Source organism: Pseudomonas sp. S2_A05, assembly GCF_054668485.1.
Genome location: NZ_CP162775.1, coordinates 5,063,370 through 5,087,285, shown reverse-complemented (window position 1 = coordinate 5,087,285; position 23,916 = coordinate 5,063,370). Strand labels below are relative to the sequence as shown.

Genomic DNA, 23,916 nt, shown 5'->3' with positions numbered 1-23,916 from the left:
GTCGTTGACGTAAATCCGAAAAACCCTTTTAATGCGCCCCGTTGCCCAGATAGCTCAGTCGGTAGAGCAGGGGATTGAAAATCCCCGTGTCGGCGGTTCGATTCCGTCTCTGGGCACCAAATACCGAAAACCCTGAATCGCAAGATTCAGGGTTTTTTTATGCCTGCGATTTGACCCCCTCCTCTCTTCGTCCTTCGATACACCCGGATTCCAGCTGTACTGGAAAAAACCCGAAATCTGTATCTCTCCGTGTAGATGGCGTTTCGCCAATACTTCAAGCAAGCCTTGGCGAGCCAATGACTGGCTCTACTTTGCGCCCCGCAACACTCTGGACTCCTGTAGCCCTCAGAGCGCAAACCCTGATTTTTTGAATCGATCGGCGTCGCCCGCAAGGTCACTTCCTGTCCAGCAAAAAATCTGAACCCAACCCACAGGCGAACTGCAGTTACTGCTTTTCAAACATTCCAGGATGAATGCTGGCGCCCCCGTGCGCCCGGCAAAAGAGCGAAACGGACGACGTATGATCAAGCAACTCATCAATGAAGACAGTTATGTGCAGATCGGCGATCTTTGCAGCGCAACGATCCAGCTGAAAATCGAAGGACTGAATCCCGCCGGCTCCATCAAGCTGAAGACCGCGCACGCGCTGATCACTGATCTTGAAGTTCGCGGACTGATCAACCACAAGACCCGCCTTATCGAATCCTCATCGGGGAATCTGGGCGTTGCGCTGGCCATGGTCTGCGCCGCCAAGGGCTACAAGTTCGTTTGCGTAATCGACCCGAATATTTCCGCGCCGAACCGCAAGCTGATTCAAGCCCTTGGCGCGCAAATGCTCATGGTCGATCAGCGTGACGAGAACGGCGGTTACCTGAATTCGCGGATTCGCCTGATCGAACAACTGGTCGCTGACAACGCCGACTACATCTGGCTCAACCAGTACAAGAATCCGACCAACCCCCTCGCCCACTATCAAGCGACTGCCAGGTCCATCGCGCGCAAGTTTTCCCAGGTGGATTACCTGTTCGTCGGCGCGGGCACCACCGGCACGCTGATGGGCTGCAAGAACTACTTCGCCGAACATCATCCGCAGACCAAAGTCATTGCCGTCGATACCGTCGGCTCGGTGACGTTCGGCCTGCCGGGCGGCACGCGCCATATCCCGGGGCTCGGCACCAGCCGCCTGCCGGAGATATTCGAGTCGTCGGGCATTCACGACTTCCTGTCGATTCCCGAGGAACAGACGATCAAGGTCTGCCGTTGGCTGGCGCAACGCTACGGCCTGCTCTTCGGCGGCTCCACCGGCACTGTGCTCGCCGGCATCCGCCAGTGGGCGCCGCATATCCGGCCCGACGATGTCGTGGTGGCGATCTCCCCCGACATGGGTGAGCGCTATCTCGAAACCATCTACTCCGACGACTGGGTCACCCAGCGGATCGGCGCAACCGCACTGCAGCCCCTTTTCCCTGAAATCGCTCTGGCACTCTCGGCGTAATCCTCATGACCACACAGAATCCGATCCAGCCGTTCCACGTCATCCCCGGCGCTGTCGTCAAAGACATCCTCAACGGGCTGCGGCATGCAACCATCGACATGGTGGCGCAGACCTACCTGACCCACGAGCGTGGCGAAACCGTTAACCCCGACAGTTATTTCCTGCGTTTCCCTGCGCAACCGGCGAACCGGATCATTGCGCTGCCGGCGGCCATCGTCGACAGCGAGGGCGATCAATCCGTCTCCGGGATCAAGTGGATTGCCAGTTATCCCGACAACATCAAGTCAGGCATTCCGCGCGCATCTGCCGTGCTGATTCTCAACGACCCGCAGACCGGTTATCCCTACGCCCTGCTCGAAGGCGCGCTGATCAGTGCCGTGCGCACGGCGGCGTCGGCGGTATTGGGTGCCTGGTGGCTGAATGGCCAGAACCGCCACGCGGCGACACTTTCGATCATTGGTGGCGGGGTAATCTCAAGAAATATCCTCGAGACTTTCGTCGCGGACGACTGGTCCTTCGACAGCGTGGGCATTCACGATCTCAACGCCGAATCGGCGCAAGCCCTCGCGGAATTTGGCGAACAACTGGGCCTGCCGGATGTGCGTCTGCTGTCGCTCGAAGACGCACTGACAGCCGACATCGTGGTGTTCGCCACCAGCGCGGGCGAGCCCTACGTAAAAGGCCAGGGCACGTTCCGCCCGGGGCAGATTGTTCTGAACATCTCGCTGCGGGATATCGGCGCCGAAATCATCGAGGAAAGTTACAACTACTTCGACGACATCACCCATTGCCTGAAGGCCAATACCTCACCGCATCTGGCCGAGCAGCAATACGGCCATCGCGACTTTGTCACCGGCACAGTGGCGCAGCTGATTCGCGGTGACCTGCATGTCGCCCAAGACAAACCGCTGATCTATTCGCCATTCGGCATGGGCATTCTCGATCTCGCGATTGGCCGGATGATCCACGACATTGCGGTGGCGGCCGGTACGGCAATTGCCATCCCGTCATTTTTTGGCGAGGAGCGCAGATGGTGAAGGCGCCTGTGCACATCGGCCTGGTCGGCTGCGGTTCGCGCGGAATGTCGGTATTCGAGCGCCTGTTGAGCCGCGCCGAGGAACGCCCGCAACAACCGGTCGTCATCGACATCTTCGAGCCCAACGTGCTCGGCAGCGGCGCGCACTGGCCCGATCAACCGGACTACCTGTTGCTCAACACCGTCGCCGGTCAGCTCGGAGTATTTCCCGACGCAGCAGCGTTCGGTGATCTGACCGACGCCCGGGAACGGCCAGGGCCGGACTTTCTCGCGTGGTGCCGAGCACAGCGCGTCAAGGTTGACCCCGACAGCGGCCTGCTCGCCGCCGACGGTCGCGACGTCGAGCCGGAGGATTTTCTGCCACGGCACCTGCTCGGCGCTTATCTGGCCGACGCCTTCACGCGGATCCTCGCGACCGCACCCGCTTGGGTCACGGTCAATCTGAATCGGCATCAGGTCACGGCGGTCGAGCGCAACGAGAATCAGCAATACCTTCTGCTAACCGCAGAAGGCGCTGCGGTGACGGTGGATCGTCTGGTGCTGACCGTTGGCCACACCGGGCGCCTGCGCCTGGCGGGGCAGAACCGGGTCGACAACGTTTACCCGCTGCCGGGCAGCCTCACCACCGTCGAGCCCGGCGAAACGGTGTTGATCGAAGGGTTGGGCCTGGGCGCCATGGACACCCTGGCGGCGCTGACGGCTGGCAGAGGCGGGATCTACAAACCCATGGCTGATGGCAGTCACACTTACCAGCCTTCGGGTCAGGAGCCGGTGATCTTCATTCAGTCGCGGGACGGGCTGCCGTTTCGCACGCGTCCCAATGGCTTGATCGGCTTCCCCCGCCATAGCGCCGTGCTGCTCACGAGCGAGCGTATCGAGTCGTTGCGGCTCAACGCGCACAACCGCCGACTGGATTTCGAACGGGACATTCTGCCGCTGATGCTGCTGGAGATGCGTGCCGCTGCGGTCGCCGTTCTGCATAAACCTTCAGCGCCGCAACAGCTGCTTGAGCAGCTCAGAACCGTCAGCGTTGCCGGCCCTGCCGGTGTGGCCGCTTGTGAAGCCTTGCTGCGCGAGTTCGAAGCGATTGCCGGCGCAATCAGTCCGCTGGAGCTGATCAGCCACAAACTGCCCGACAGCGTCACGCCTTACAACTATCACGCATGGATTTACGACACCCTCGAAGCCGACTTGCATGAAGCACGTCTGGGACGCGGCGCGTCGCCGATCAAAGCCGCCATCGAAGTCTGGCGCGACTTGCGTGACCGGCTGCGTGAGGCGGTCGATTTCGACGGGCTCACCGAAGATTCGCATCGGCAGTTCTATGGCCGCTGGCACAAGGCGATCAACCGTCTGGTCGCCGGCCCGCAGAAGGAGCGCCACGCCGATCTGCTCGCGCTGTGTGATGCCGGTTTGCTGACCTTTCTCAAGCCCGGCTCACGCCCCGCGATCGATCACTTCAAGCGAGTCGCCGGTTACGTCCAGAGCAGCGGCGTCACCCACAGCGACTGCGCACCTGTGCGCGACCTCGCGCGCCTGGGCCTTGTGCGTCCGCGCACCGATGTGCCGGGCATCGACGGCATCGATGTCGACGCGGCGTCCAACCCCAAGTCGAACAGCGGCGAAGCGGTGCGTGACATCTGGGTGCTGGGACCGCTCGCCGAAGGCTCTTGCTATTACAACCACTACGTCACCTCGGCGGGCGCACCTTCGCGGCTGTTCATGGACGCCCATCGAGTCGCCACCGCCATCCTTGAGACAGGAACTCGCGCATGAAACTCTACTATCAGACGCATTCGCCGTACGCCCGCAAGGTGTTGGTGCTGGCTCACGAACTTGGCATCGCATCGAGCCTTGAGGTGATACATCACGAGACCAGCCCGACTTCACCGAACGCGACCATTTACCAGGCCAACCCCTTGGGTAAAGTGCCGGTGCTGATGCTGCCCGACGACACCGCACTGTTCGATTCCATCGTGATTTGCGAATACCTCGATGACCTGAGCAACGGCCGTAAATTCATCCCGGCCAGCGGCCCCGAGCGCTACAAGGCGCTGCGCCTGCAGGCATTGGCGCAGGGCATGTGCGACGTCGGCATCAAGCTGCGCTGGGAAGTCGAGCGGCGCCCCGAGGCTTTGCGCTATCCGGCGTACGCGGACGGCCAGGCCTACAAACTCAAGGAGGCGTATCGCTTCATCGAAGAGCACGTCGACCTCAATGGCCCGATCACCGTTGGCCACATCGCCTTGGCGACCGCGCTGGACTGGATCGCTTTCCGTCAACTCTCGGACTTCTCGGCGCAAGCACGCCTGAGCGAGTGGTATCAGACGTTCTGCCAGCGCGCGTCCATGCGGGCGACCGAGTACAGCGGACAGACGCACGATTAAGCCAAGGAAACCGCTATGAGCTCTCTCTTGCTGCAAATGTCACCGATCGCGCTGGTGATCGCGCTGATCCTGATCCTCCGGCGTCCGCCGGTACAGGCCGCGCTGGCCGGTGTGGTGCTGGTCCTGGTGCTGTGGGCACTGGGCGCTGCCGGGCCGGTGTCGGCGGCGATCTCCTCGGCGATTTTTCAGGACACCACGATCCTGTTTCTCAGCACCGCGTGCGTCATCGTCCCGGGGCTGGCCTTCGTCATTCTGGTCGAGCGCGGCGGCGCGCCACAGGCCATCGGCGCGTGGGTCAAGGAACTCGGCTGGACACCCCCGGCGCAGGTGATTTTCATCGTGCTGGGTCTGGCGCCGCTGCTGGAAGCGATGACCGGCTTCGGCGTTTCGCTGATCGCCACGGTGCCGCTGCTGATGGGGCTTTTCACTCGCCAGTCGGGGATGAAAATCGCCCTCGCCGGCATGGTCATCATGCCGTGGGGCACGCTGGGTCTGGCAACGGTGATCGGCGCCTTGCTGGCACATTTGCCGGCGCAAACCCTCGGTAGCCATTCAGCGCTGATCAGCGCGCCGGTGTTCCTCTGCCTGGCGTCGCTGGCCTTGTGGCAGGCCGGCATCCGCAGGATTACTCCGTGGCTGGGGCTGATCGTCGTGACCGCCCTGTTCGTTGCCGTGCTGTATTGCGTCAACCTGTGGGTCGGCCCGGAAGTTTCCGGTGTGCTGGCCGGGCTGGCCGTGGCTTGCGTCGGCCTGGGCATCTCCTGGGCGCAACGGAAAAAACTGGTGCGCTGGCCGAGCGCGGCATGGCCTTATCTGGCCTTGCTGGGAGTGATTGTGGCGTCGCGCGGACTGTTCGTGCTGTCGGGTTGGGATGGCCTGTGGGTCATCAGGGGCGAACACGTTTCATGGAAGCCGCTGGCGTCTCCAGGGCTGGCGCTGCTGATCGTGACCGTGCTGATGGCGTTCAGGCAAACCGCGAGCGCGGGTTTCCCGTGGCCAGCGCTGTTCAACCGGGCGAAGTTTCCGGTCACGACAATCTTCCTGTTCCTGCTGCTGTCCCAGGTGATGGTCAACGCTGGATTCCTCGTCGAGGCGCAAAGCGCATTGCAATCCATGTCGGGTATTTCGCTGGCGCCGACGATCGCTCTGCTGGCGGGGATTGCCGGTTATGTCACCGGCTCCAACGTCGGCGGCAACACGCTGGTGATGCCGTCCATTGCCGCGCTGAGCAGCGAACACGGGGCGTGGCTGGCGGCAATGGTCAACAGCGCCGCCGGCCATGGCGCACTTGGCTCGCTGTCGATTCTGTCGTTGATCACCGGACTTGCCGGGGCCAACCGCCAGGAAGAAAACAGCCTGATCCGCTTCGCCTTCGGTCTGGTGGCGCTGAACATCGTCATAGTTGCTGCAACCGGGATCGTTTTGCTCTACTTTCTGTGAATTGTTTCGAATCATCACAGAGAACTTATGGACAGGTTTGATTTGCCGGACAAGCGCTGGCGGATAGTCAAGGACTGGATTATTCGCCAGATCGACAGCGGTGACCTGGCGGCCGAAGCGAAACTGCCGTCAATCCGCGTTCTGGCGCGGATGTTCGAGACCAGCATCACCACGGTGCAGCGGGCGCTGGCCGATCTCGAGGCCGACGCCTACGTCTCGACGGTGCCGCGCGTCGGCTACTTCGTCTCGGCATCAGGGCGGGCAAAACCGTCCGGCGCTTTCGACTTTTCCAGTGTCACCGTCAACGTCAATCATGCGGTGGTTGCGATGCTCTCCGAAGCGGCCTCGCGCACCACCGCATCGCTGAATTCGGCTGTCCTGCACAGCGATCTCACGCCCAACGTGCTGCTCAACAAATGCCTCTCGGTGCTGGCCGCCAAGACTGACAACACGCTGAGCGGCCTGGTCGCGCCACCCGGCCTTCCCGCGCTGCGAAGGCGTATTGCCGGCCTGATGCTGACTCGCGGAGTGGTATGCGGGCCGGACGACATTCTGGTGACATCGGGCGACACCATCGCTCTGGAACTCGCCCTCGAAGCAGTCGCGTCGAAAGGCGCTACCGTCGCCATCGAAACCCCGACCTATTACGGCATTCTGCAGACCATCGAACGCCTGGGCATGCGCGCCCTGCCTATCCGCACCGACGGCCGCACGGGCCTGGATGTCGATCATCTGGAAGAAGCCCTGAAGCAAAAAAGGTCGCGGTGATTTTTCTCAACCCGACCCTGCAGAATCCGCGTGGCTTCATCATGCCCGACGAAGCGCGCGCGCGACTTTCAAGGATCGCCCGGGAAGCGGATGTGCCGATCATCGAAGACGACATCTTCTTCGACCTGGTGCCCGAAGCTGATCGGCCGCGCGCCCTCAAGAGCTACGACAGCAGCGGCCAGACGATCTACTGCTCGTCCTTTTCCAAAACCATCGCGCCGGGTTATCGCGTCGGCTGGTGTCTGGCCGGCAAATACCGCAATGCCATCCTCGCGCAGATGTTTTCGCGCAACCTGGCCGTTTCCAGCCTGGCGCAAAATGTTCTCAATGAATTCATCGGCCGTGGCTACATGGACGAGCACTGCGCCAGATTGAGGTCGCAACTCTCTTCGCTGGCGAGTTTTGTCGAAGCGCTGGTGCGCACGGATTTCCCGCTCGGGACCGTCTATGTGCCACCGCGCGGCGGTTTCATCCACTGGGTCGAAATGCCTGCACACACCGACATGCCGGCGCTGCAGCAACTGGCCACGGAGCGTGGTTGCCACGTGGCTGGCAGCGGCATATTTTTCGCCGATGGCCAGGCCTCCACAGGCGTGCGCATTTGCCTCGGCACTACGCTGACCCCGGCGGTGATCGGCATTCTCAAGGTGATCGCCGAATGCGCCCACCTTGCCGCACGCCCGACGAGCCTTCAACAGATGCCGACTGAACAACTTCAAGAGCTGGCAGTTTCCTGACCGGCTTGCGCGAGCCTCGCTTATGAATCAGAAAAGAACCCGTATTCGCTTGCCGCATCCCCCGCCGTATCGCCCGAGCCACTGGACATTCTGGCTGACGGTGCTCGCTGGCGTGCTGATTGCCTTAGCCGTGTGTCTTTCGATCTACATGCTGATCGAAAGCTGGATCAGCGGTTCCATCACCACCAACAATCGCGGACCGCGCAGCACCTACACCTTGGCACTGCAACCTCGGCGATACTGGTTCGAGTTCATGTGGCAGAGCTTCTGGACCGCGTTCATGTTGGCCATCGGTGTGTTCGGGCTGTGGATTTATCGCAAAGGGCGGGTGCGTGAGCAGAGGCCGAAGGGCAAGCGCACAAGTCAATAGTGCATGCCGCCTTCACAGAGTGTTGATGTAATCGACGGGCAACAAGACTGTATCCACAGCGGCATCCACTGGCAGGGATACAAGAGTGATGACCGGGCAGACGATCATCATGTAACAGATGATCGCTGCCGGCATGCCATCGCTGCCTCCTCCCCGAACACCGAGCAGGTGTAGGCCGCCATCGACCCCTCGGTAATATTCGGCGTCGGACAGACCATCATTCAAGCGCCCGATAAACGTTCCGCAGCCAACCAACAGCAGTGCCAGGCCTATGACACAGCCAATTCGCAGAATCCCTTTCAAAACAGCGCTTCCTTACGTCACAAAATACTGGGCGCGGGATTGTACTCGCGCCTTTCGCTCGTGACTGCTTTACCTGCTGACTCGGCATATCGGTTAAACCAGATTGCCTGTTGCGCGACGGCGCATTCGAACGCTGTCATGTTGGCATTACGCCGCTGCGCGTTGCATGAACTGGAGCGGATGTGAAATGAACTGTCTCTCGGACTTATGTAAATCGTGACGCAGCGCGTCACGAATTCGATCACATTGAATTCGGAACGCACTGCGTTCCGTATGTTGCTCGGCGCCAGTTCCAGGCTCATTCTCGATCCACCTTCGCAAAGGCCGAGCCCTTATGAACAAATGCCTTTCGACCGACCCGGTAACCATTGGCGAATCGTTCATAGAGAACGCAGCCGACGGCTACGCACTCGGCGGCTTCACCTGGCGCCACAGTTCGCCCGATCCACAGCGCCCGGTGGTCGTCATCAACGCCGCCACCTCCGTGCGCTGTCGCCATTACTCAAGGTTCGCAGCCTATCTGTTCAGTCACGGCTTCGACGTCATGACCTACGACTACCGGGGCATTGGCGAATCACGCAGCGAATCGATCAAAGGGCTGCGTGCCTCGTGGACCGACTGGGGCGCGCTGGATTTCGAAGCGATGCTCAAACGCGCGCAGCGGGAGTTTCCCGGTCAGCCAATCGATGTGGTCGCCCATAGTTTCGGCGGTTGCGCGGCGGGCTTGGCGGAGTCGGGCAAGGTGATCCGACGGTTGGTAACCGTCGGTGCGCAGTTCGCTTACTGGCGCGATTACGCCCCCGAACAGCGCTGGCGGATGTTCGGCAAGTGGCATGTGGTCATGCCTTTGATGACGCTGCTCTGCGGCTATTTTCCAGGCAAGCGGATCGGCTGGCTGGAGGACACGCCAACCGGCGTAGTCTGCGACTGGAGCACACCCACCGCACGTTACGAGCAACGCCCAAGCGGTCGCGCGCTAATGAAAAAAACGGGCGCCGTGCCCTTCGCCAACGTCCGCGCGCAGACCCTGGCTATCAGCCTCAGCGACGACCCTTACGGCACGACTCCGGCGATCGAACGCCTGCTCGGCTACTTCAGCAACGCGGCAAAAACCCATCTGCGCATTGCGCCGCAGGACATCGGCGAACGACAAGTCGGACATTTCGGCTTTTTTCGCAGCGCATACCAAGCCACACTATGGCCCATTGCTCTGACCTGGCTGCAGACCGGCGCACTGGCCGCCGATACACCCGGCCGACAAGTGCCACGCAGCTGAGCCCCTCTCAACGCACGACGGAACACATCATGGCCTCCGCCAACAAGCAGCAAAAACGCGCCACCCGGGCCAAAGCCAAGGCCAAGCAGAACCGCACCAAGCGCGCCGAAGCGCCGGTCGAGCTGGACCCGAACGACGACCGCATCGATTTCGAATCGGTGGACTTGACCGAGCTGTTCAAGACAATGATCGACGCCGAAAAGATCAGTCAGCAAGCCATGTGCAGCGCGTTCCTTGAAGATCCGCTGCTGGAACTGGTCTATGAGCAGGAGGGTGAGGAAGGCGCGATGGATTTCATCCTCGCCGCGCTGATCGAGTATCGCCAGTGGTCGCAGGAAACCGACGAGGCCGGCGCGCTGGCGTGGATCGAATCCCCGGCCTTCCAGGCTGACTATGTAGCGGCATCCGACGCGATCGCTGCACAAACCCAACAGAAGAACTGAGCTCCCATGGCATCCCTGAACAAGCAACAGAAACGCGCCAAACGCGCCAAGGCCAAAGCCAAACAGATCCGTATGGTCGGGCGCAAACCGCTGGATCAGGACGAAGAGCTCGGCCACCTCGCCGAGCCGATCCCGGAATACACCCTGGCGATGTTCAGCAAAATGCGCGACGCCGAAGCCGTCAGCCGCAACGAAATGCTGCTGACGCTGCTGCGCGAACTGGCCTTCATCATCGTCGACCACCCCGAACTGCTCGACATGGAAAACGCCGACAACGAAGGCATGGCCGCCACCCACCTGGCCGCCGACATGCTCATCGACTACCGCATGTGGGCCGACGGCATGACCATCGAACAAGCCCAGGCCTGGCTGAGCGAGCCGCAGTTCATTACGGATTTCGGGGTGGCGCTGGATGCTTATGGGAAGTCGGTAGACACCCAGGAAGACAAGAGCGAATAAGCCCTTCTCAGAAACAAAAACGGCCGCTAGTCATCCCTGACAGCGGCCGTTTTTGTTTGGATGGCCTAGCTACTCTTTGTCCGGTGACGATGTATATCCCATTGACATATCCCCAGCACGATCTATCCTGAGCTAATCACAGGAACAGACCCGGGAGCTCGAATATGGAGCAGACCACAATTTTCATGAGCAACAGAAGTCAGGCAGTCCGACTGCCAAAGGCAGTTGCGATGCCCGGCGACGTTAAACGAGTGGAAGTCATCGCGATTGGCAGAACACGCGTCATTACGCCTGCTGGAGAAAGCTGGGATAGCTGGTTTGATGGCGACAGCGTCAGCCCTGATTTCATGGCTAACCGTGAGCAACCCACTGAACAGGAGCGCGAGTCGTTCTGATGATCAAGTACATGCTGGATACAAATATCTGCATCTTCACCATCAAGAACAAACCACAAATTGTCCGGGAAGCCTTCAATCGACATTCCGGGCAGTTGTGCATCAGCGCTATCACGCTTATGGAGCTTATTTACGGTGCTGAAAAGTCGGCGGCCCCGGAGAAAAATCTGGCAATTGTTGAAGGATTTGTCGCGCGACTGGATGTCTTGCCTTTCGATAACGACGCAGCCGCACAGGCCGGGATGGTTCGATCTGAACTCGCGAAGGCTGGAACGCCGATCGGGCCATACGACCAAATGATCGCTGGCCACGCACGCTCACTTGGACTCATTGTAGTGACGAACAACGTACGGGAGTTTCAACGCGTTTCCGGTTTGCGAATCGAGGACTGGGTTTAACCTGACTGGAAAGCTCAGAAACAAAAACGGCCGCTAGTCATCCCTGACAGCGGCCGTTTTTACATCACGCGTTACGACTCAGTTCAACACCACCGCACCACGCTTCTCCAGCTTGCGACGGCGCGACACCAGCAGACCAGCGGCTACCACCATCAGGCTCAGCAGGCCCGTGGCAAGGATCTCCACGCGGTGGGCTTCCTGGAACAGCATGATGGTCAGCGCGGCGACGATGAAGATGATCACCGCCCAGGTCAGCCCGGGGAACAGCCACATGCTGAAGACGATTTTCTCGCCGCGCGCCATGCGCTGTTTCCGCATGCGCAGTTGCGAGAAGGCGATCACCAGGTACACCAGCAGGGCGATGGCGCCGGAGCTGGCCAGGAGGAATTCAAACACCGCGGCCGGAGCCACATAGTTGGCGAAGGTGCAGAGAAACGCTGCGCCGGTCGACAACATCACCGCCCAGTAAGGCGTACCGCTCTTGTTGGTGCGGGTCGACATGGCCGGGGCATCGCCGCGCTTGCCGAGGGAAAAGAGCATGCGCGAGGAGGTGTACAGCGCCGAGTTCAGGCAACTGGTCACTGCGACCAGTACGACGATGTCGACGATCATCTTGGCGTTGGGAATGCCCATGCGCTCAAGTACGGTCTGGTAGGAACCCAGGTTGGCCAAGGTAGGATCGTTCCACGGCACCAGCGCAACCACGATGAAAATCGACACCAGATAGAACAGGCCGATCCGCCAGATCACCGAGTTGGTCGCTTTGGAAATCTGCTTGCCAGGGTCTTTCGATTCCGCCGCTGCGATGGTGACGATTTCGGTACCCATGAACGAGAACATGGTGGTCAGGATCGCGCCCAGCACAGCACCCATGCCATTGGGCAGAAAGCCGCCGCTGTCGAACAGGTGCGAAACGCCACTGACCTGGCTGGTCGGCAGGAAGCCGAAAATCGCTGCAAGGCCGAGGCCGATGAAGCCGATGATCGCAAGCACCTTGATCAGGGCGAACCAGAACTCGAACTCACCGTAATTCTTCACGCTGAACAGGTTGGTCACGGTCAGCAGCATGGTGATCACCAGCGCGAAAGCCCAAATGTCGACACCCGGGAACCACGCATGCAGGATGGTCGCGGCGGCGTTGGCTTCCAGCGGAATCACCAACACCCAGAACCACCAGTACAGCCAGCCGATGGTGAATCCGGCCCAGTGACCGATCGCGCGATCAGCGTAAGTCGAGAACGAACCGGTGTCCGGCGAAGCCACGGCCATCTCGCCGAGCATGCGCATCACCAGCACCACCAGAGTACCGGCAGCGGCGTAGGCCAGCAGCACGGCCGGGCCGGCGGCAGCGATGGCGTGGCCGGAGCCGACGAACAGACCGGCGCCGATCACACCGGCGATCGACAACATGGTCACATGACGCGGTTTGAGCCCCTGTTCGAGGCCAGTGGAGCTTGGGGTACTGCTCATAGAGACTACCTTTGCAAGGAAAGCGAGTGCGTCCGGCGCGTCTGTAAATTCTTTCTCGTAAAAAGAATCCAACGGCCTGTTCCTTATTCTGCACGCAATATTTGCGCCAAAATGTTTCAAGTCCTTGAGGGCCGGGGGCTCCGGCATCCGATGCAAGTCCTTGAGTTTAATGGCTATTCGCCAGAACGTTACCCGGCGACTCACTTTCAAGACGAATCCGCGCACCAGAAACACACAGAAAAAGTGTGCGGCGCACAGAAAAAGGGCGAATAAGGAACGTTCGGCCGGATAGCGCTTCCAACACCCCGCCAAAGCTGGCAACATCGCGCCTTTTTTTACGCGGCACCCACGGGTTTACACGATCAAACACCCGTTCGGTTGTTGACGGGGCGACAGTCTGCTGCGCCGATGCGACAACCCGCCACATGCCACCCGTTTACCGCTCGTAGCGCTGTTGGCTGCCATTGAAACGCTATGCTAGCTTGGCCGCCTCGCCAGGAAGGCCCGCCAACAGCAGGAGCGCAACATATATGAGGAACGCACATGGCTGAGGCCACGCCCGCGCTTGAAATCCGCAACTTGCACAAACGCTACGGACAGCTGGAGGTGCTCAAAGGCATCTCGCTGACCGCCCGCGACGGCGACGTGATCTCGATCCTCGGCTCTTCCGGTTCCGGCAAGTCCACGTTCCTGCGCTGCATCAACCTGCTGGAAAACCCGCATCAGGGCCAGATCCTGGTGGCCGGTGAAGAACTCAAGCTCAAAGCCGCGAAGAACGGCGAACTGGTCGCCGCCGACGGCAAACAGATCAATCGCCTGCGCTCGGAGATTGGTTTTGTATTTCAAAACTTTAATCTGTGGCCGCACATGAGCGTGCTCGACAACGTCATCGAGGCCCCGCGCCGCGTGCTCGGCCAGAGCAAGGCCGAGGCCATCGAAGTCGCCGAAGCGTTGCTGGCCAAGGTCGGCATCGCCGACAAGCGCCACGCCTACCCGGCGCAATTGTCCGGTGGTCAGCAACAACGCGCAGCGATCGCCCGCACGCTGGCGATGCAGCCGAAGGTGATCCTGTTCGACGAACCGACCTCCGCGCTTGACCCGGAAATGGTTCAGGAAGTACTTAGTGTCATCCGCGCATTGGCCGAAGAAGGCCGCACCATGCTGCTCGTGACCCACGAAATGGGCTTCGCCCGCCAGGTTTCCAGCGAAGTGGTGTTCCTTCATCAGGGCCTTATAGAAGAGCAAGGATCGCCACAGCAGGTGTTCGACAACCCGCTTTCGGCGCGCTGCAAACAATTCATGTCCAGCAACCGCTAACGGAGCAACATGCATGCAGAATTTCAAAAAGGTCTTCCTGGCCGCCGCCGTCACCCTCGCGTTCAGTGCCGGTGCCATGGCTGAAACCCTGAAGATGGGCATCGAAGCGGCCTACCCGCCGTTCAACAATAAAGACGCCAGCGGCCAGGTGGTCGGCTTCGACAAGGAAATCGGCGACGCCCTGTGCGCGAAGATGAAAGCCGAATGTTCCGTCGTCACTTCCGACTGGGACGGCATCATTCCGGCGCTGAACGCCGAGAAGTTCGACTTCCTGATCTCCTCGCTGTCGATCACCGAAGAGCGCAAAGCCGCGGTGGACTTCACCGACCCGTACTACTCGAACAAATTGCAGTTCATCGCGCCGAAAAACGTCGACTTCAAAACCGACAAGGACTCGCTCAAGGGCAAGACCATCGGCACCCAGCGCGCAACGCTGGCCGGCACCTGGCTGGAAGACACCTACGGTGACGATATCAAGGTCAGCCTCTACGACACCCAGGAAAACGCCTACCTCGACCTGACCTCCGGTCGTGTCGACGCGATCCTCGCCGACAAGTACGCCAACTATGACTGGCTGAAAACCGACGCTGGCAAGAACTACGAGTTCAAGGGCGACCCGGTAGTGGAAAGCGACAAGATCGGTATCGCCGTGCGCAAGGGTGACAACGAACTGCGCAACAAGCTGAACGCCGCGCTGAAGGAAATCGTCGCTGACGGTACCTACAAGAAAATCAACGACAAGTACTTCCCGTTCAGCATCTATTGATCTGACCTGTGGGACCGGCGCCGCGATCAAGCGGCACCGGCTCCCGACTTTGCCTGCCGCAATTTGAACAGAAACCCATGATTATCGACCTCTACGGATTCGGCCCGGCGCTCGCCGCTGGTGCGCTGATGACCGTCCAACTGGCCCTCACCGCCCTGTGCCTGGGCCTGGTGCTCGGCCTGCTCGGCGCCTTGGCCAAGACTTCCCCGTACAAGCCGCTGCAATGGCTTGGCGGTACCTACTCGACACTGGTGCGCGGCGTCCCGGAATTGCTCTGGGTGCTGTTGATCTACTTCGGTACGGTCAACCTGATGCGCGCCCTCGGTGAGTACTTCGGCAACCCCGACCTGCAACTCAACGCTTTTGCCGCCGGTGTCATCGCACTGGGTTTGTGCTTCGGCGCCTACGCCACGGAAGTGTTTCGTGGCGCCCTGCTGGCCATTCCCAAGGGCCACCGTGAAGCCGGCCAGGCCCTGGGCCTGTCGAAATGGCGGATTTTCACCCGGCTGATCATGCCGCAGATGTGGCGCATCGCCCTGCCGGGCCTGGGCAACCTGTTCATGATCCTGATGAAAGACACCGCGCTGGTATCGGTCATCGGTCTGGAAGAAATCATGCGTCACGCGCAGATCGGTGTGACCGTGTCAAAACAACCGTTCACCTTCTATATGGTCGCGGCGATCATGTACCTCGGCCTGACAGTGCTGGCGATGACCGGCATGCACTTGCTGGAAAAACGCGCCGCCCGCGGCTTTGCGAGGAGCGCGCAATGAACTGGGAAGTCATCATCAAGTGGCTGCCAAAACTGGCACAGGGCGCGACCCTGACGCTGGAACTGGTCGCCATCGCGGTCATCGCCGGCCTGCTGCTCGCGATTCCGCTGGGCATCGCCCGATCTTCGAAGCTGTGGTACGTGCGCTCGCTGCCTTACGCCTACATCTTCTTTTTCCGGGGCACGCCGTTGCTGGTGCAGCTGTTCCTGGTCTATTACGGCCTGGCGCAGTTCGACGCCGTACGTGAAAGCGCGTTGTGGCCCTACCTGCGCGATCCGTTCTGGTGCGCGACCGTGACCATGACCTTGCACACAGCGGCGTACATCGCCGAGATTCTGCGCGGTGCCATTCAGGCGATTCCACCGGGCGAAATTGAAGCCGCGCGAGCGTTGGGCATGTCCAGACCGAAAGCGATGTTCTACATCATCCTCCCGCGTGCTGCGCGCATCGGCCTGCCGGCCTACAGCAACGAAGTGATCCTGATGCTCAAGGCCAGCGCCCTGGCCAGCACCGTGACCCTGCTGGAACTCACCGGCATGGCCCGCACGATCATTGCCCGCACTTATCTGCCGGTGGAGATTTTCTTCGCCGCCGGTGTGTTCTATCTGGTCATGGCTTACGTGCTGGTTCGCGGCTTCAAGCTGCTGGAACGCTGGCTGCGCGTCGATGCCTGCCAAGGCCGCTGATACTTCCCACGTGCTGACGGGCGAGGCCCTACTCGCCCGTTTCACGGCGCTGGATGCTTTTCTGATTGAGCATCAGGCGCTGTGGAAACCTCGACCGTTCACTCACCTACAACTTCCATGGGAAGCGTCCTACCCGGAGTTGTCTGCGTGGCTACGCGGGCGGTCGCTGGAAGATGCAGAACGCGCGCATAACCATCCTGCTGATCTTGTCGATGCGCCAGAGCCGTTCGCTTCATTGGCGAAGTTGTCGGCAGAGTTGAGTGCGGTCGGTGAGTTTTCGGGGCATGCGCTTGAGGCTGCCGGGCATCGCTTGAATGTCGATGTGCCCGGGCGCAAGTGGCAGCAGATTGAAGCATTTGCCACTCGTTTGTCTTTTGCCTCGCAGCCGACGCATTGGCTGGACTGGTGCTCGGGCAAGGGACACTTGGGGCGGCGCTTACTGGGGTCGGGGCAGCAACTGACTTGCGTTGAATACGATCCTTTCTTGGTCGCCAGTGGTCAGGCACTGAGTCAGCGTCACCACTTGCACGCCCTGCATGTCGAACAGGATGTACTCGCGGCAGACGCCCCGGCCGTATTGAACGCCGCCCACACCCCCGTCGCCCTCCACGCATGCGGTGATCTGCACGTGCGCTTGATGCATTTGGCCAGTGCTGCCGGCTGCCAGCAAATGGCGATCGCACCGTGCTGTTACAACCGCATCAGTCGTAACGAATACCAGGCCTTGTCCTGCGCAGGATCGGCATCGCTTCTACAGCTCTCGCTGGAAGATCTGGCGCTGCCGATGAACGAAACCGTCACCGCCGGTGCGCGCGTCCGGCGCCAGCGTGACACATCGATGGCTCGTCGCCTGGCTTTTGACCTGCTGCAACGGCAAGTGCGCGGCGTCGATGAATACCTGCCAACGCCCTCCCTGCCCAGCGCCTGGCTGGACAAACCGTTCGCCGATTACTGTCGCGATCTGGCTGTGCTCAAAGAGTTATCCACAATCGGTGAGGCAGATTGGCCCGCACTCGAAGCAACCGGTTGGCAGCGGTTGGCCGAAGTTCGCAATCTCGAATTGCTTTGCGGTTTGTTCCGCCGACCGCTTGAGCTCTGGCTGAATCTGGATCGGGCGCTTTTCCTCGCAGAACAGGGATACGTCGTACGCCTCGGCACCTTTTGCGACGCCTCACTCACACCGCGTAACTTACTGCTGCTCGCCGAGCGCGCCTAAAACGTTACGACCTGTGGATAACTCTGTTGATGGATTTGCTGTGGATCCAATATCTGCGCCTGTTTCGTCGCTTTAACAACACTGGTCATTTTTTGTTCACATGAATAAAAAACCTGTAAAACAGGGATTTGCGAACAAGATGAGAATGGGTTCACAACACCTCGCATAAGCCAGTATCCGCGCCCCTCAGTTGTGCATAAGCTGCCAATCAAAACGACATAACCGACGAATATTGGGCTAGCCGAGTGAATAATTGTGGGGTCATGAAAGCCGAAGCTGACCCGTACGCCCTGTATAAATGTCTTACTACGCGCGAGGTACAAAAGCAGCGCATAAATTTGCGCTGGGCCTGATTTTTCCGGAATGCAAAAATAGTCTGAATTCAGGGGTTTACAGGATCTACCCAATCGCTATAATCGTCGCCCACACGCCGGTATAGCTCAGTTGGTAGAGCAACTGACTTGTAATCAGTAGGTCCCGGGTTCGACTCCTGGTGCCGGCACCATACAAAACAAAGCCCCTGCAGAAATGCAGGGGCTTTGTTGTTTCTGAGTCAGCCAAGACGTCCAAAATGGGGATCGGGCAGGATGTAAATCCCGCAACGCCTCAGGATGCTGACTTGCGACCCGCAAGAGAGTCTGCGCTGCACCCGTCGGTTGCCTGCGCCCCTGCTCCCAATCCTGCAAAGTCCGCGCTTATGCCTCGCAGTATCTGCACGAGCCAAGCAAGGCACTGATCGATGATGTGGTGAAAGTAATGGATTCGCCACCAGAAAGGCATTGATGCAAACCGCCATTCGAAGCCCTCGTTGATGCGAGGGCTTTTTGCATTTCAGGCCTGCCGAAAACATGCCGGCCTTCCTCAAGGTCCCTTGGTGCGGGGACATATCCGACTTCCCTCCTGCATCTATCCAGACAACCCGCCAGCCACTGGAGCGTTCTTGGCCAACGCATCGGCTGCCCAGCGGCCAATTGGGAACTAACGCCGAGCGCAACACTCCCTTACAAAGCGCGGCGCTGTGGAAGAGTCATCCCGCTTCATCACGTCAGCACAACGGACTGAATGCATGACATGGACCTAGAGACCATCGATGAACTCGACATCAAGAACGCCAAATGCCTCCCCACTTCCCCTCCACGTCAGGAACTTTGCTGACTGCCGAAATATCGCTCACGGCGCTGCATTCATCATCGTTTCGGGCAGCTCCGCGAAAGATTTTCCCATTGAACAGTTTGCCGACATCCCGATGATCACGGTGAACGGTGCGATATCCATGTTCATGGGAACAGGCATAAAGCCGTTCTTCTATGCATGCACCGACACCAGTTTTTCGATACAACAGCCTGACTTGTTTGCCTATGCGATGCGCACCAGTCAGCGAGTAGCTCTCTGGGCTCGCCAGGCCCAGGAACTGGCCGTTGAACCGACAGGTGATCTCTATCTTCTGAAGAAAGCGCCCAAACCAACCCTGACTGAATGGCTACTGCGCAACAACCAGGATCTGGTACGTAGTCGCGCTGTTCTAGGTAGCCGAAACCGCAGTATCGGATTCAGCAAAAACCTGGCCCATGGTTTTTTTGATGCCCGCACAGTCTTGTATCTCGCACTCCAACTTGCCTATCACGCAGGCTTTTCAAAGGTGATTTTGGTGGGAGCGGATATGAACCAGTCCGCGGGGCGCTTTTACGAGACTGATGGAAGCTCTATCTCGCCGTGCGGTCTGGACCAGCATTTTCATTCCAGAATTCTTCCATCTCTGAAACTCATGTCCGACAAAGTCGTCGGCAAAGAGTTTGCCGTTTACAACTTGTCGCCCTCTTCGCGAATTCCTTCCGGCGTCATTCCGGTCAAAACACTCGACGAAGTCAAAGCGATAATTCAGACCTGACTGACCTCGAACACAAACGAAATTCTGCCCTCACTTGCGCTCCAGACATAGCGCAAGTGCTTGCCCTGCTTCGGAATCGATACCGCCGGCGGACGAAACGCCGCAACGCATTCATGCCCAGGCAACCGGACGCTGCTATAGAGCAAGCCCCACGACTCGACGTCGCGCAGTTGCCGCGCGAACAGCTGTGATGGGCCATAGGCTTCAGGATCAGGCTGATGCAAGTGATCAAAGCCATGGCGGACATCATGCAGCGGTTTGGTCACCTGATTGATATAGGTACGCATGGTCAATTCGAGATCGGCTTCCCGGGTCGCGGCAAGAAAGCGTTCCTGGTGAAAACAGGTTTCGGCGATGGCCGCAGCCTGGCTGCTGGCGGCGTAATAGACGCCGAAGGTGCCGTCACTGAAACGGCTGCGTTTGCCGACGTGAGTGAACGCAGCCATCACCGGGCTGGAACCGGGGCCGGACAGGCGATCTTCGGGACGTACGCGGGCGAGTACGCCGGCCTGTTCGATCAGGCGATCATTGGTCAGCGCTTCGATGGCGTAGGCAACTTCGAGGTCCTCGGGATCGAGGACATCTTCGAACAGCGCAATCGGCGGGAAGCTGCTGTTGACGATGCGATACGCCCGCGGCCATGGCACATCCACCGGCGCCGGCGCTTTCAACCGCGCACTCCGTCGAGGTAGCGGCGTACATCGGCGATATCGACCACCCGGCCCGCCAGCATGTAATCCAGCGCGGTTTTGCCATTGAACGGTGCCGTGTTGTTCGGGCTGCTGACCCACTTGTAGGCGCGCTCGCGACTATTGCTGAAGATGATGCTCAACGCCTTGTGAATACCCATCAGGTAAGAGATGCGCTCGAGGGTGTCATGGGGCAGGCGTATGTTTGGCAGGTGTTTGTATTTATAGAACGTGGTGTTGCCGACTCCTCCGAGCAGGGTGCGTTGTTGCTCGGCGTTGCAGCCCCAGTGCTCCATGAGGTTGAAGAAGAACTTCAGCGCAACGCGGCCGGCTTCGGGGGCGTCGAGTTGTTCGCGTGGGGTGAGAGCTGGGGATGAGGTAGGCATAGACGCCTCCTGATTTTTTGTCTTAGCTGAAGACTAGTACATAACTGTAATTTTTTAGCGTTTTGATACACAAATGAACGAATCGTAACAATCACACGCACAGAAGCCGGAGTTAAGCCGGCTTATGTTTTTCTGCGCTATTTAAACAGTTCTGAATGACTCCCTAAACGATCCCAAGACTTCTTGAATTCAGAAGTCTGTGCACACTGTTTAGGCCGATCATCGCGTTTTTGCGTTTTCTCCTGTTTCGCCATCAGCATTCCTTAGCATGTCGTCTATCGAGTCGAAACGCTGACGGATTTCTCGTGCTTCCATCATTGCGCGGGCCGTCTTCTCCGATGGAACTCGCACCTCGAAGGGAAGCCCCTGAGTAGCAACAACCTGTCGCAGAAAAAGTCGCATGGCGTCGCTAATGCTCAGCCCGCAAGCGTTCAAGACTTCAGTGGCACGCGCTTTCAAATCCTCATCAATGCGGCAGCGCACATCGGTAGTTTTCAGTAGTGCAGCCATTTCAATTACCTCATCGCGGTTTTGTAGCTACATCAGCGCTACCTCTGCATTGTGTTCGGAGTGATCTTTGTGGGTCAATGCGAAGTTGATAGGTGGTTATCTACCACCATGGCTCGCATGCCAGACATCCATTTCAACTCCTTTGACTGTTGGGCGCTATCAGCTGAATCGTTACTTTACCTGAGACCTATCTGCGTATGACGCAGGCAAAAAGCTAGGAAGATGTAAGCTGTTTCTCTTCGAAAAAAATCTCACCGCGCACCAAAACCACGCACTTTTTTGACCTTCATCACCCCCACCCCAGCAAAAACCCCGATCCTCTGTCAGCCTCCAGCCATCGGCGGGGAAATCAATTCGCTACTAAATCCGCGACAACTATGCTCAGGTGCAGGAATATAGCCGGCATATGGCGCCGTTTCGGTCGTTTCGTAAACAACAATACCCAGCCCACTTCAGAGGGCATTACCCATGGATAGCAGAACCTTACGCAACCTCATGCGCATCGTGCAGACCGGCTCGTTGTCGGCCGCAGCCGAGCATTCGTGCCTGACCGTGCAGGCGTTGGCCGCACAGTTGAACAAGGTCGAAGAGCAGTTCGGTTTCCGCTTGTTTCGCCGCTCCAACAAGGGCCTGACGCTGACGCCGCAAGGTACGGAGCTCACGCCTTACATCGACAAAGTGTTGATCGCCACGCGACAGATGGAAGAAAAGGTCGAGGCGCTGAAGGTGCCCGGGCAGCGCACGTTGAAGGTGGCGTTGAACAACACGCTGTCGCCTGATTTCAACCGACGCATGATCGGACGCCTGATTGAGGTGTTTCCCGATTACCAGATGGAATTCAGCTACGCCGAGTCGATGGAAAACCTCAGCAAGCTGAGGAACGAAGATTTCGACCTTGCCGTGCTGATCGGCCCGCAGCGGCCGGGGCTGCCGAGCATCGTGCTGCCAGAGGTGCAGGTGCAGGTGGTCGGTGCGCATTGCGGTCAGGAAAACGATCCGCTGACCTTGCTGGGCAACAAGTTTCAGGTGCGTCCTGCGGAAGATTGTCCGTATTCCCACAGCTTCTTGCGGTTTCTCGACGCCGGGCTGGGCAATCACGAGAACGGCCAGCGCATGGTCTATTCCTGCAGCGAAACCCTGACGCTGTCGTTGATCACGCAGATGGATGCGGTCGGCATGGTCTCGCGTGAAGCAGCGCAGAAGAACGGTCTGACGATTTTTCCCGGTTTCGAGGATTTCCTCGAAGTGCGCCTGGCGGTAAACAATCCGGAGCTGTCGCACCAGGCGCTGAACGACGTCGTTGATCTGCCGCTACATGAACGAGCCGAGCGCAATGTACGCAGCCGTCCCCACCGCCACACTGAGAAAGAGGTTTTTGCTGAAATACGCACATAGCAACGTCGGAATCGCAGCATAGAATTCCGGGCGATCGAGCTGGATCTGCCGATCCTTGATCAACAGGGGTGTGAGGCTGATCGCAGCGACGATCGCCACCGGCAGATATTCCAGCGCCCGCGCCACGAACGGCGGCCAGTGTTCGGTGTTGATCTGCAGCGGCAAGGCGCGCGGCAGGAAGGTCACGGCCATCATCAGCACCACCACCAGAATCAGGAACGTTTGGTCAGGCATACACCCACTCCGCAGCCCACGAACGTGGCGATAAATACGTTGAAGGGCGAACTGCCGATCAGGCTCAGCGCCCCCATGCAGACCACGGCGGCAGCGGCGGCAATCAGTTTGTTGCGCGTGTTGCACAGCGAGACCAACACGTAAAGCATCATCGCCGTCAGCGCGTAGTCGAGCTGATATTTGATCAAGTGCGCCGCGTACTGCGCGCAGACCGCACCGAGCAAACCGCCGAGCACCCACGAGGTGTGGCAGAACAGATTGAAACCGATCAGATAACGCACGTTGACCGGCGCGCCTGTACCGAGCTTGACGCTGTGAAAGGCGAAGGATTCATCCGTCAGGCCACCGGCGTAAGCCCAACGCTCCATGCGGCTCAAGCCAAGGGCGCGCAGCGCCTCGGCCATGTACACCGACATCAGCATGTGCCGCGCATTGATCAGGAAAGTGGTCAGCACAATGGTGGTCAGCGATGCGCCGCTGGAGATCAGCGCCAGCGCGGCGAACTGCGAGGCGCCGGCATAGACGAACAAGCACATCGCTACTGGCAGCCACATCGGCAGACCGGCGTTTACCGCCATCAGCCCGAAAACAAACGACACGGTGAAATACCCGGCGACCACCGGGCTGGCTTCGGCAAACGTGCGCGACGGCTGATGAGTCGCCATCAGCGGCGCGCTGCCGGACCTTTCATTCATAGATCCCTCTCAAATGTTCGTTCGCCGTGAGGCTCGCAAAAACCCTGGGCAGTCCAGAATCGCTTGCCCGCGAGGTTAGCATCGTCGACGAACAGAAACATCCGCAGCACCCCGACCCGTTTCATGTCGGACGACGCTGCTTCAACCAGACGCTGGCCCACGCCCTGGCTGCGGTAGCGCGGGCTCACGGCCAGATGATTGATCGTGCCGCGACTGCCGAGCATGCCGCCGAGCACCGCGCCGACGATCTCGCCAGCCACATCGAACGCCAGATACGCCGTGGTGGTTTTCTGGATCAACACGCCGCGCAGGCATTTGGCGTCCTGCCATTCGCAGAACGACACTTCGTCGAACTGGCGGAAGAAGCGCTCCATGCGTTGCGCA

At 59.4% G+C, this 23,916-nt stretch carries 28 protein-coding genes, 2 tRNA genes and 2 pseudogenes; 22 read left to right on the top strand and 10 right to left on the bottom strand.

Annotated features, from left to right (window positions below; translation table 11 throughout):
- The first annotated feature begins 43 nt into the window (after positions 1-43).
- The 8 genes and pseudogenes from AB4O12_RS23155 to AB4O12_RS23120 all read left to right on the top strand — a co-directional run bounded on the left by AB4O12_RS23155 (position 44) and on the right by AB4O12_RS23120 (position 8,233).
- Positions 44-119: transfer RNA gene (locus AB4O12_RS23155), tRNA-Phe, on the top strand.
- Between the two features lie 401 nt (positions 120-520).
- On the top strand, positions 521-1,495 hold the full coding sequence (gene sbnA, locus AB4O12_RS23150; RefSeq protein ID WP_252887170.1) for a 2,3-diaminopropionate biosynthesis protein SbnA: 975 nt from the start codon (positions 521-523) through the stop codon (positions 1,493-1,495).
- 5 nt (positions 1,496-1,500) lie between these two features.
- Positions 1,501-2,532 carry a 2,3-diaminopropionate biosynthesis protein SbnB gene (sbnB, locus tag AB4O12_RS23145; protein ID WP_041477521.1) on the top strand — a complete coding sequence of 344 codons (1,032 nt, stop codon included), beginning with the start codon at positions 1,501-1,503 and terminating at the stop codon, positions 2,530-2,532.
- Positions 2,526-4,307, top strand: coding sequence for an FAD/NAD(P)-binding protein (locus AB4O12_RS23140; protein WP_457264644.1), 1,782 nt, complete (start codon positions 2,526-2,528; stop codon positions 4,305-4,307). Before sbnB ends, AB4O12_RS23140 begins: the two co-directional genes overlap by 7 nt.
- Positions 4,304-4,918, top strand: coding sequence for a glutathione S-transferase family protein (locus tag AB4O12_RS23135; RefSeq protein ID WP_150637956.1), 615 nt, complete (start codon positions 4,304-4,306; stop codon positions 4,916-4,918). Before AB4O12_RS23140 ends, AB4O12_RS23135 begins: the two co-directional genes overlap by 4 nt.
- A 15-nt stretch (positions 4,919-4,933) precedes the next feature.
- A complete protein-coding gene (locus AB4O12_RS23130; RefSeq protein WP_150637955.1) occupies positions 4,934-6,358 on the top strand; it encodes an L-lactate permease in 1,425 nt (474 codons plus the stop codon).
- Positions 6,359-6,385: 27 nt separating this feature from the next.
- Positions 6,386-7,863, top strand: a pseudogene (locus AB4O12_RS23125) (aminotransferase-like domain-containing protein).
- 22 nt (positions 7,864-7,885) lie between these two features.
- Positions 7,886-8,233, top strand: coding sequence for a hypothetical protein (locus tag AB4O12_RS23120; protein WP_252868628.1), 348 nt, complete (start codon positions 7,886-7,888; stop codon positions 8,231-8,233).
- A 12-nt stretch (positions 8,234-8,245) separates the two neighbouring features.
- Here AB4O12_RS23120 and AB4O12_RS23115 read toward each other — a convergent pair whose 3' ends face one another.
- Positions 8,246-8,536: a YceK/YidQ family lipoprotein gene (locus AB4O12_RS23115; RefSeq protein ID WP_252868627.1), complete on the bottom strand. Its 291-nt coding sequence runs from the start codon at positions 8,534-8,536 to the stop codon at positions 8,246-8,248.
- Between the two features lie 17 nt (positions 8,537-8,553).
- On the bottom strand, positions 8,554-8,838 hold the full coding sequence (locus tag AB4O12_RS23110) for a hypothetical protein (protein ID WP_133337418.1): 285 nt from the start codon (positions 8,836-8,838) through the stop codon (positions 8,554-8,556).
- Between the two features lie 32 nt (positions 8,839-8,870).
- On the opposite strand from AB4O12_RS23110, the gene AB4O12_RS23105 reads away from it, so the two are divergent.
- From AB4O12_RS23105 to vapC, 5 genes are all read left to right on the top strand, one after another.
- On the top strand, positions 8,871-9,812 hold the full coding sequence (locus AB4O12_RS23105) for an alpha/beta hydrolase family protein (protein WP_460059781.1): 942 nt from the start codon (positions 8,871-8,873) through the stop codon (positions 9,810-9,812).
- A 29-nt stretch (positions 9,813-9,841) separates the two neighbouring features.
- The gene (locus tag AB4O12_RS23100) at positions 9,842-10,255 is read left to right on the top strand and encodes a hypothetical protein (RefSeq protein WP_150637948.1); all 414 of its coding nucleotides are present in this window, start codon (positions 9,842-9,844) and stop codon (positions 10,253-10,255) included.
- 6 nt (positions 10,256-10,261) lie between these two features.
- A complete protein-coding gene (locus AB4O12_RS23095; RefSeq protein ID WP_150741762.1) occupies positions 10,262-10,714 on the top strand; it encodes a hypothetical protein in 453 nt (150 codons plus the stop codon).
- A 164-nt stretch (positions 10,715-10,878) separates the two neighbouring features.
- Complete coding sequence (gene vapB, locus AB4O12_RS23090; protein WP_024011210.1) at positions 10,879-11,109, top strand: type II toxin-antitoxin system VapB family antitoxin; 231 nt, start codon at positions 10,879-10,881, stop codon at positions 11,107-11,109.
- On the top strand, positions 11,109-11,507 hold the full coding sequence (gene vapC, locus AB4O12_RS23085; RefSeq protein WP_016772140.1) for a type II toxin-antitoxin system tRNA(fMet)-specific endonuclease VapC: 399 nt from the start codon (positions 11,109-11,111) through the stop codon (positions 11,505-11,507). Before vapB ends, vapC begins: the two co-directional genes overlap by 1 nt.
- A 78-nt stretch (positions 11,508-11,585) precedes the next feature.
- On the opposite strand, the gene gabP is transcribed toward vapC, so the two are convergent.
- A complete protein-coding gene (gene gabP / locus AB4O12_RS23080; RefSeq protein WP_016772141.1) occupies positions 11,586-12,977 on the bottom strand; it encodes a GABA permease in 1,392 nt (463 codons plus the stop codon).
- Positions 12,978-13,520: 543 nt separating this feature from the next.
- Here gabP and AB4O12_RS23075 point away from each other — a divergent pair.
- The 6 genes from AB4O12_RS23075 (at position 13,521) to AB4O12_RS23050 (ending at position 18,240) form a co-directional block, all read left to right on the top strand.
- Positions 13,521-14,294, top strand: a complete 774-nt coding sequence (locus tag AB4O12_RS23075) for an ABC transporter ATP-binding protein (protein ID WP_024011209.1) — start codon at positions 13,521-13,523, stop codon at positions 14,292-14,294.
- Between the two features lie 13 nt (positions 14,295-14,307).
- A complete protein-coding gene (locus AB4O12_RS23070) occupies positions 14,308-15,060 on the top strand; it encodes an ABC transporter substrate-binding protein (RefSeq protein ID WP_056787192.1) in 753 nt (250 codons plus the stop codon).
- Positions 15,061-15,137: 77 nt separating this feature from the next.
- Positions 15,138-15,833, top strand: a complete 696-nt coding sequence (locus AB4O12_RS23065) for an ABC transporter permease (RefSeq protein WP_016772144.1) — start codon at positions 15,138-15,140, stop codon at positions 15,831-15,833.
- The gene (locus AB4O12_RS23060; protein ID WP_056787188.1) at positions 15,830-16,519 is read left to right on the top strand and encodes an ABC transporter permease; all 690 of its coding nucleotides are present in this window, start codon (positions 15,830-15,832) and stop codon (positions 16,517-16,519) included. Before AB4O12_RS23065 ends, AB4O12_RS23060 begins: the two co-directional genes overlap by 4 nt.
- Positions 16,500-17,735, top strand: coding sequence for a methyltransferase (locus tag AB4O12_RS23055; protein ID WP_460059780.1), 1,236 nt, complete (start codon positions 16,500-16,502; stop codon positions 17,733-17,735). The genes AB4O12_RS23060 and AB4O12_RS23055 overlap by 20 nt, the downstream gene beginning before the upstream one ends.
- Positions 17,736-18,164: 429 nt before the next feature.
- A tRNA-Thr gene (locus AB4O12_RS23050) sits at positions 18,165-18,240 on the top strand.
- Between the two features lie 85 nt (positions 18,241-18,325).
- On the opposite strand, the pseudogene AB4O12_RS23045 reads toward AB4O12_RS23050, so the two are convergent.
- Positions 18,326-18,427: pseudogene (locus AB4O12_RS23045) on the bottom strand (helix-turn-helix domain-containing protein); the annotation flags it as partial.
- Here AB4O12_RS23045 and AB4O12_RS23040 point away from each other — a divergent pair.
- Together AB4O12_RS23040 and AB4O12_RS23035 are read left to right on the top strand one after the other, a co-directional pair.
- Entirely contained in the window at positions 18,396-18,518 is a 123-nt protein-coding gene (locus AB4O12_RS23040; RefSeq protein WP_370695126.1) for a DUF3077 domain-containing protein, read from the top strand. The pseudogene AB4O12_RS23045 and the gene AB4O12_RS23040 sit on opposite strands and share 32 nt — an antisense overlap.
- A 307-nt stretch (positions 18,519-18,825) precedes the next feature.
- Positions 18,826-19,623, top strand: a complete 798-nt coding sequence (locus tag AB4O12_RS23035; protein ID WP_460059779.1) for a lipopolysaccharide biosynthesis protein — start codon at positions 18,826-18,828, stop codon at positions 19,621-19,623.
- Here AB4O12_RS23035 and AB4O12_RS23030 read toward each other — a convergent pair.
- From AB4O12_RS23030 to AB4O12_RS23020, 3 genes are all read right to left on the bottom strand, one after another.
- Positions 19,614-20,294, bottom strand: coding sequence for an RES family NAD+ phosphorylase (locus AB4O12_RS23030; protein WP_460059778.1), 681 nt, complete (start codon positions 20,292-20,294; stop codon positions 19,614-19,616). The genes AB4O12_RS23035 and AB4O12_RS23030 overlap by 10 nt on opposite strands.
- Entirely contained in the window at positions 20,291-20,698 is a 408-nt protein-coding gene (locus AB4O12_RS23025) for an MbcA/ParS/Xre antitoxin family protein (protein ID WP_460059777.1), read from the bottom strand. Before AB4O12_RS23025 ends, AB4O12_RS23030 begins: the two co-directional genes overlap by 4 nt.
- Positions 20,699-20,917: 219 nt before the next feature.
- Positions 20,918-21,208 (bottom strand): type II toxin-antitoxin system RelB/DinJ family antitoxin, encoded by a 291-nt coding sequence (locus AB4O12_RS23020; RefSeq protein WP_056787159.1) that lies wholly within the window; start codon positions 21,206-21,208, stop codon positions 20,918-20,920.
- A gap of 468 nt (positions 21,209-21,676) precedes the next feature.
- Between AB4O12_RS23020 and AB4O12_RS23015 the strand changes: the two genes are divergently transcribed.
- The gene (locus AB4O12_RS23015; protein WP_041477504.1) at positions 21,677-22,603 is read left to right on the top strand and encodes a LysR family transcriptional regulator; all 927 of its coding nucleotides are present in this window, start codon (positions 21,677-21,679) and stop codon (positions 22,601-22,603) included.
- Here the strand turns inward: AB4O12_RS23015 and AB4O12_RS23010 are convergent.
- From AB4O12_RS23010 to AB4O12_RS23000, 3 genes are read right to left on the bottom strand one after another with little or no spacing between them, the layout of a single operon-like run.
- Positions 22,520-22,837, bottom strand: coding sequence for an AzlD domain-containing protein (locus AB4O12_RS23010; protein WP_024011198.1), 318 nt, complete (start codon positions 22,835-22,837; stop codon positions 22,520-22,522). The two genes, AB4O12_RS23015 and AB4O12_RS23010, sit on opposite strands and share 84 nt — an antisense overlap.
- The gene (locus tag AB4O12_RS23005) at positions 22,816-23,532 is read right to left on the bottom strand and encodes an AzlC family ABC transporter permease (RefSeq protein WP_460059776.1); all 717 of its coding nucleotides are present in this window, start codon (positions 23,530-23,532) and stop codon (positions 22,816-22,818) included. The genes AB4O12_RS23010 and AB4O12_RS23005 overlap by 22 nt, the downstream gene beginning before the upstream one ends.
- Entirely contained in the window at positions 23,529-23,906 is a 378-nt protein-coding gene (locus tag AB4O12_RS23000) for a GNAT family N-acetyltransferase (RefSeq protein WP_008080517.1), read from the bottom strand. Before AB4O12_RS23000 ends, AB4O12_RS23005 begins: the two co-directional genes overlap by 4 nt.
- Between the last annotated feature and the right edge of the window lie 10 nt (positions 23,907-23,916).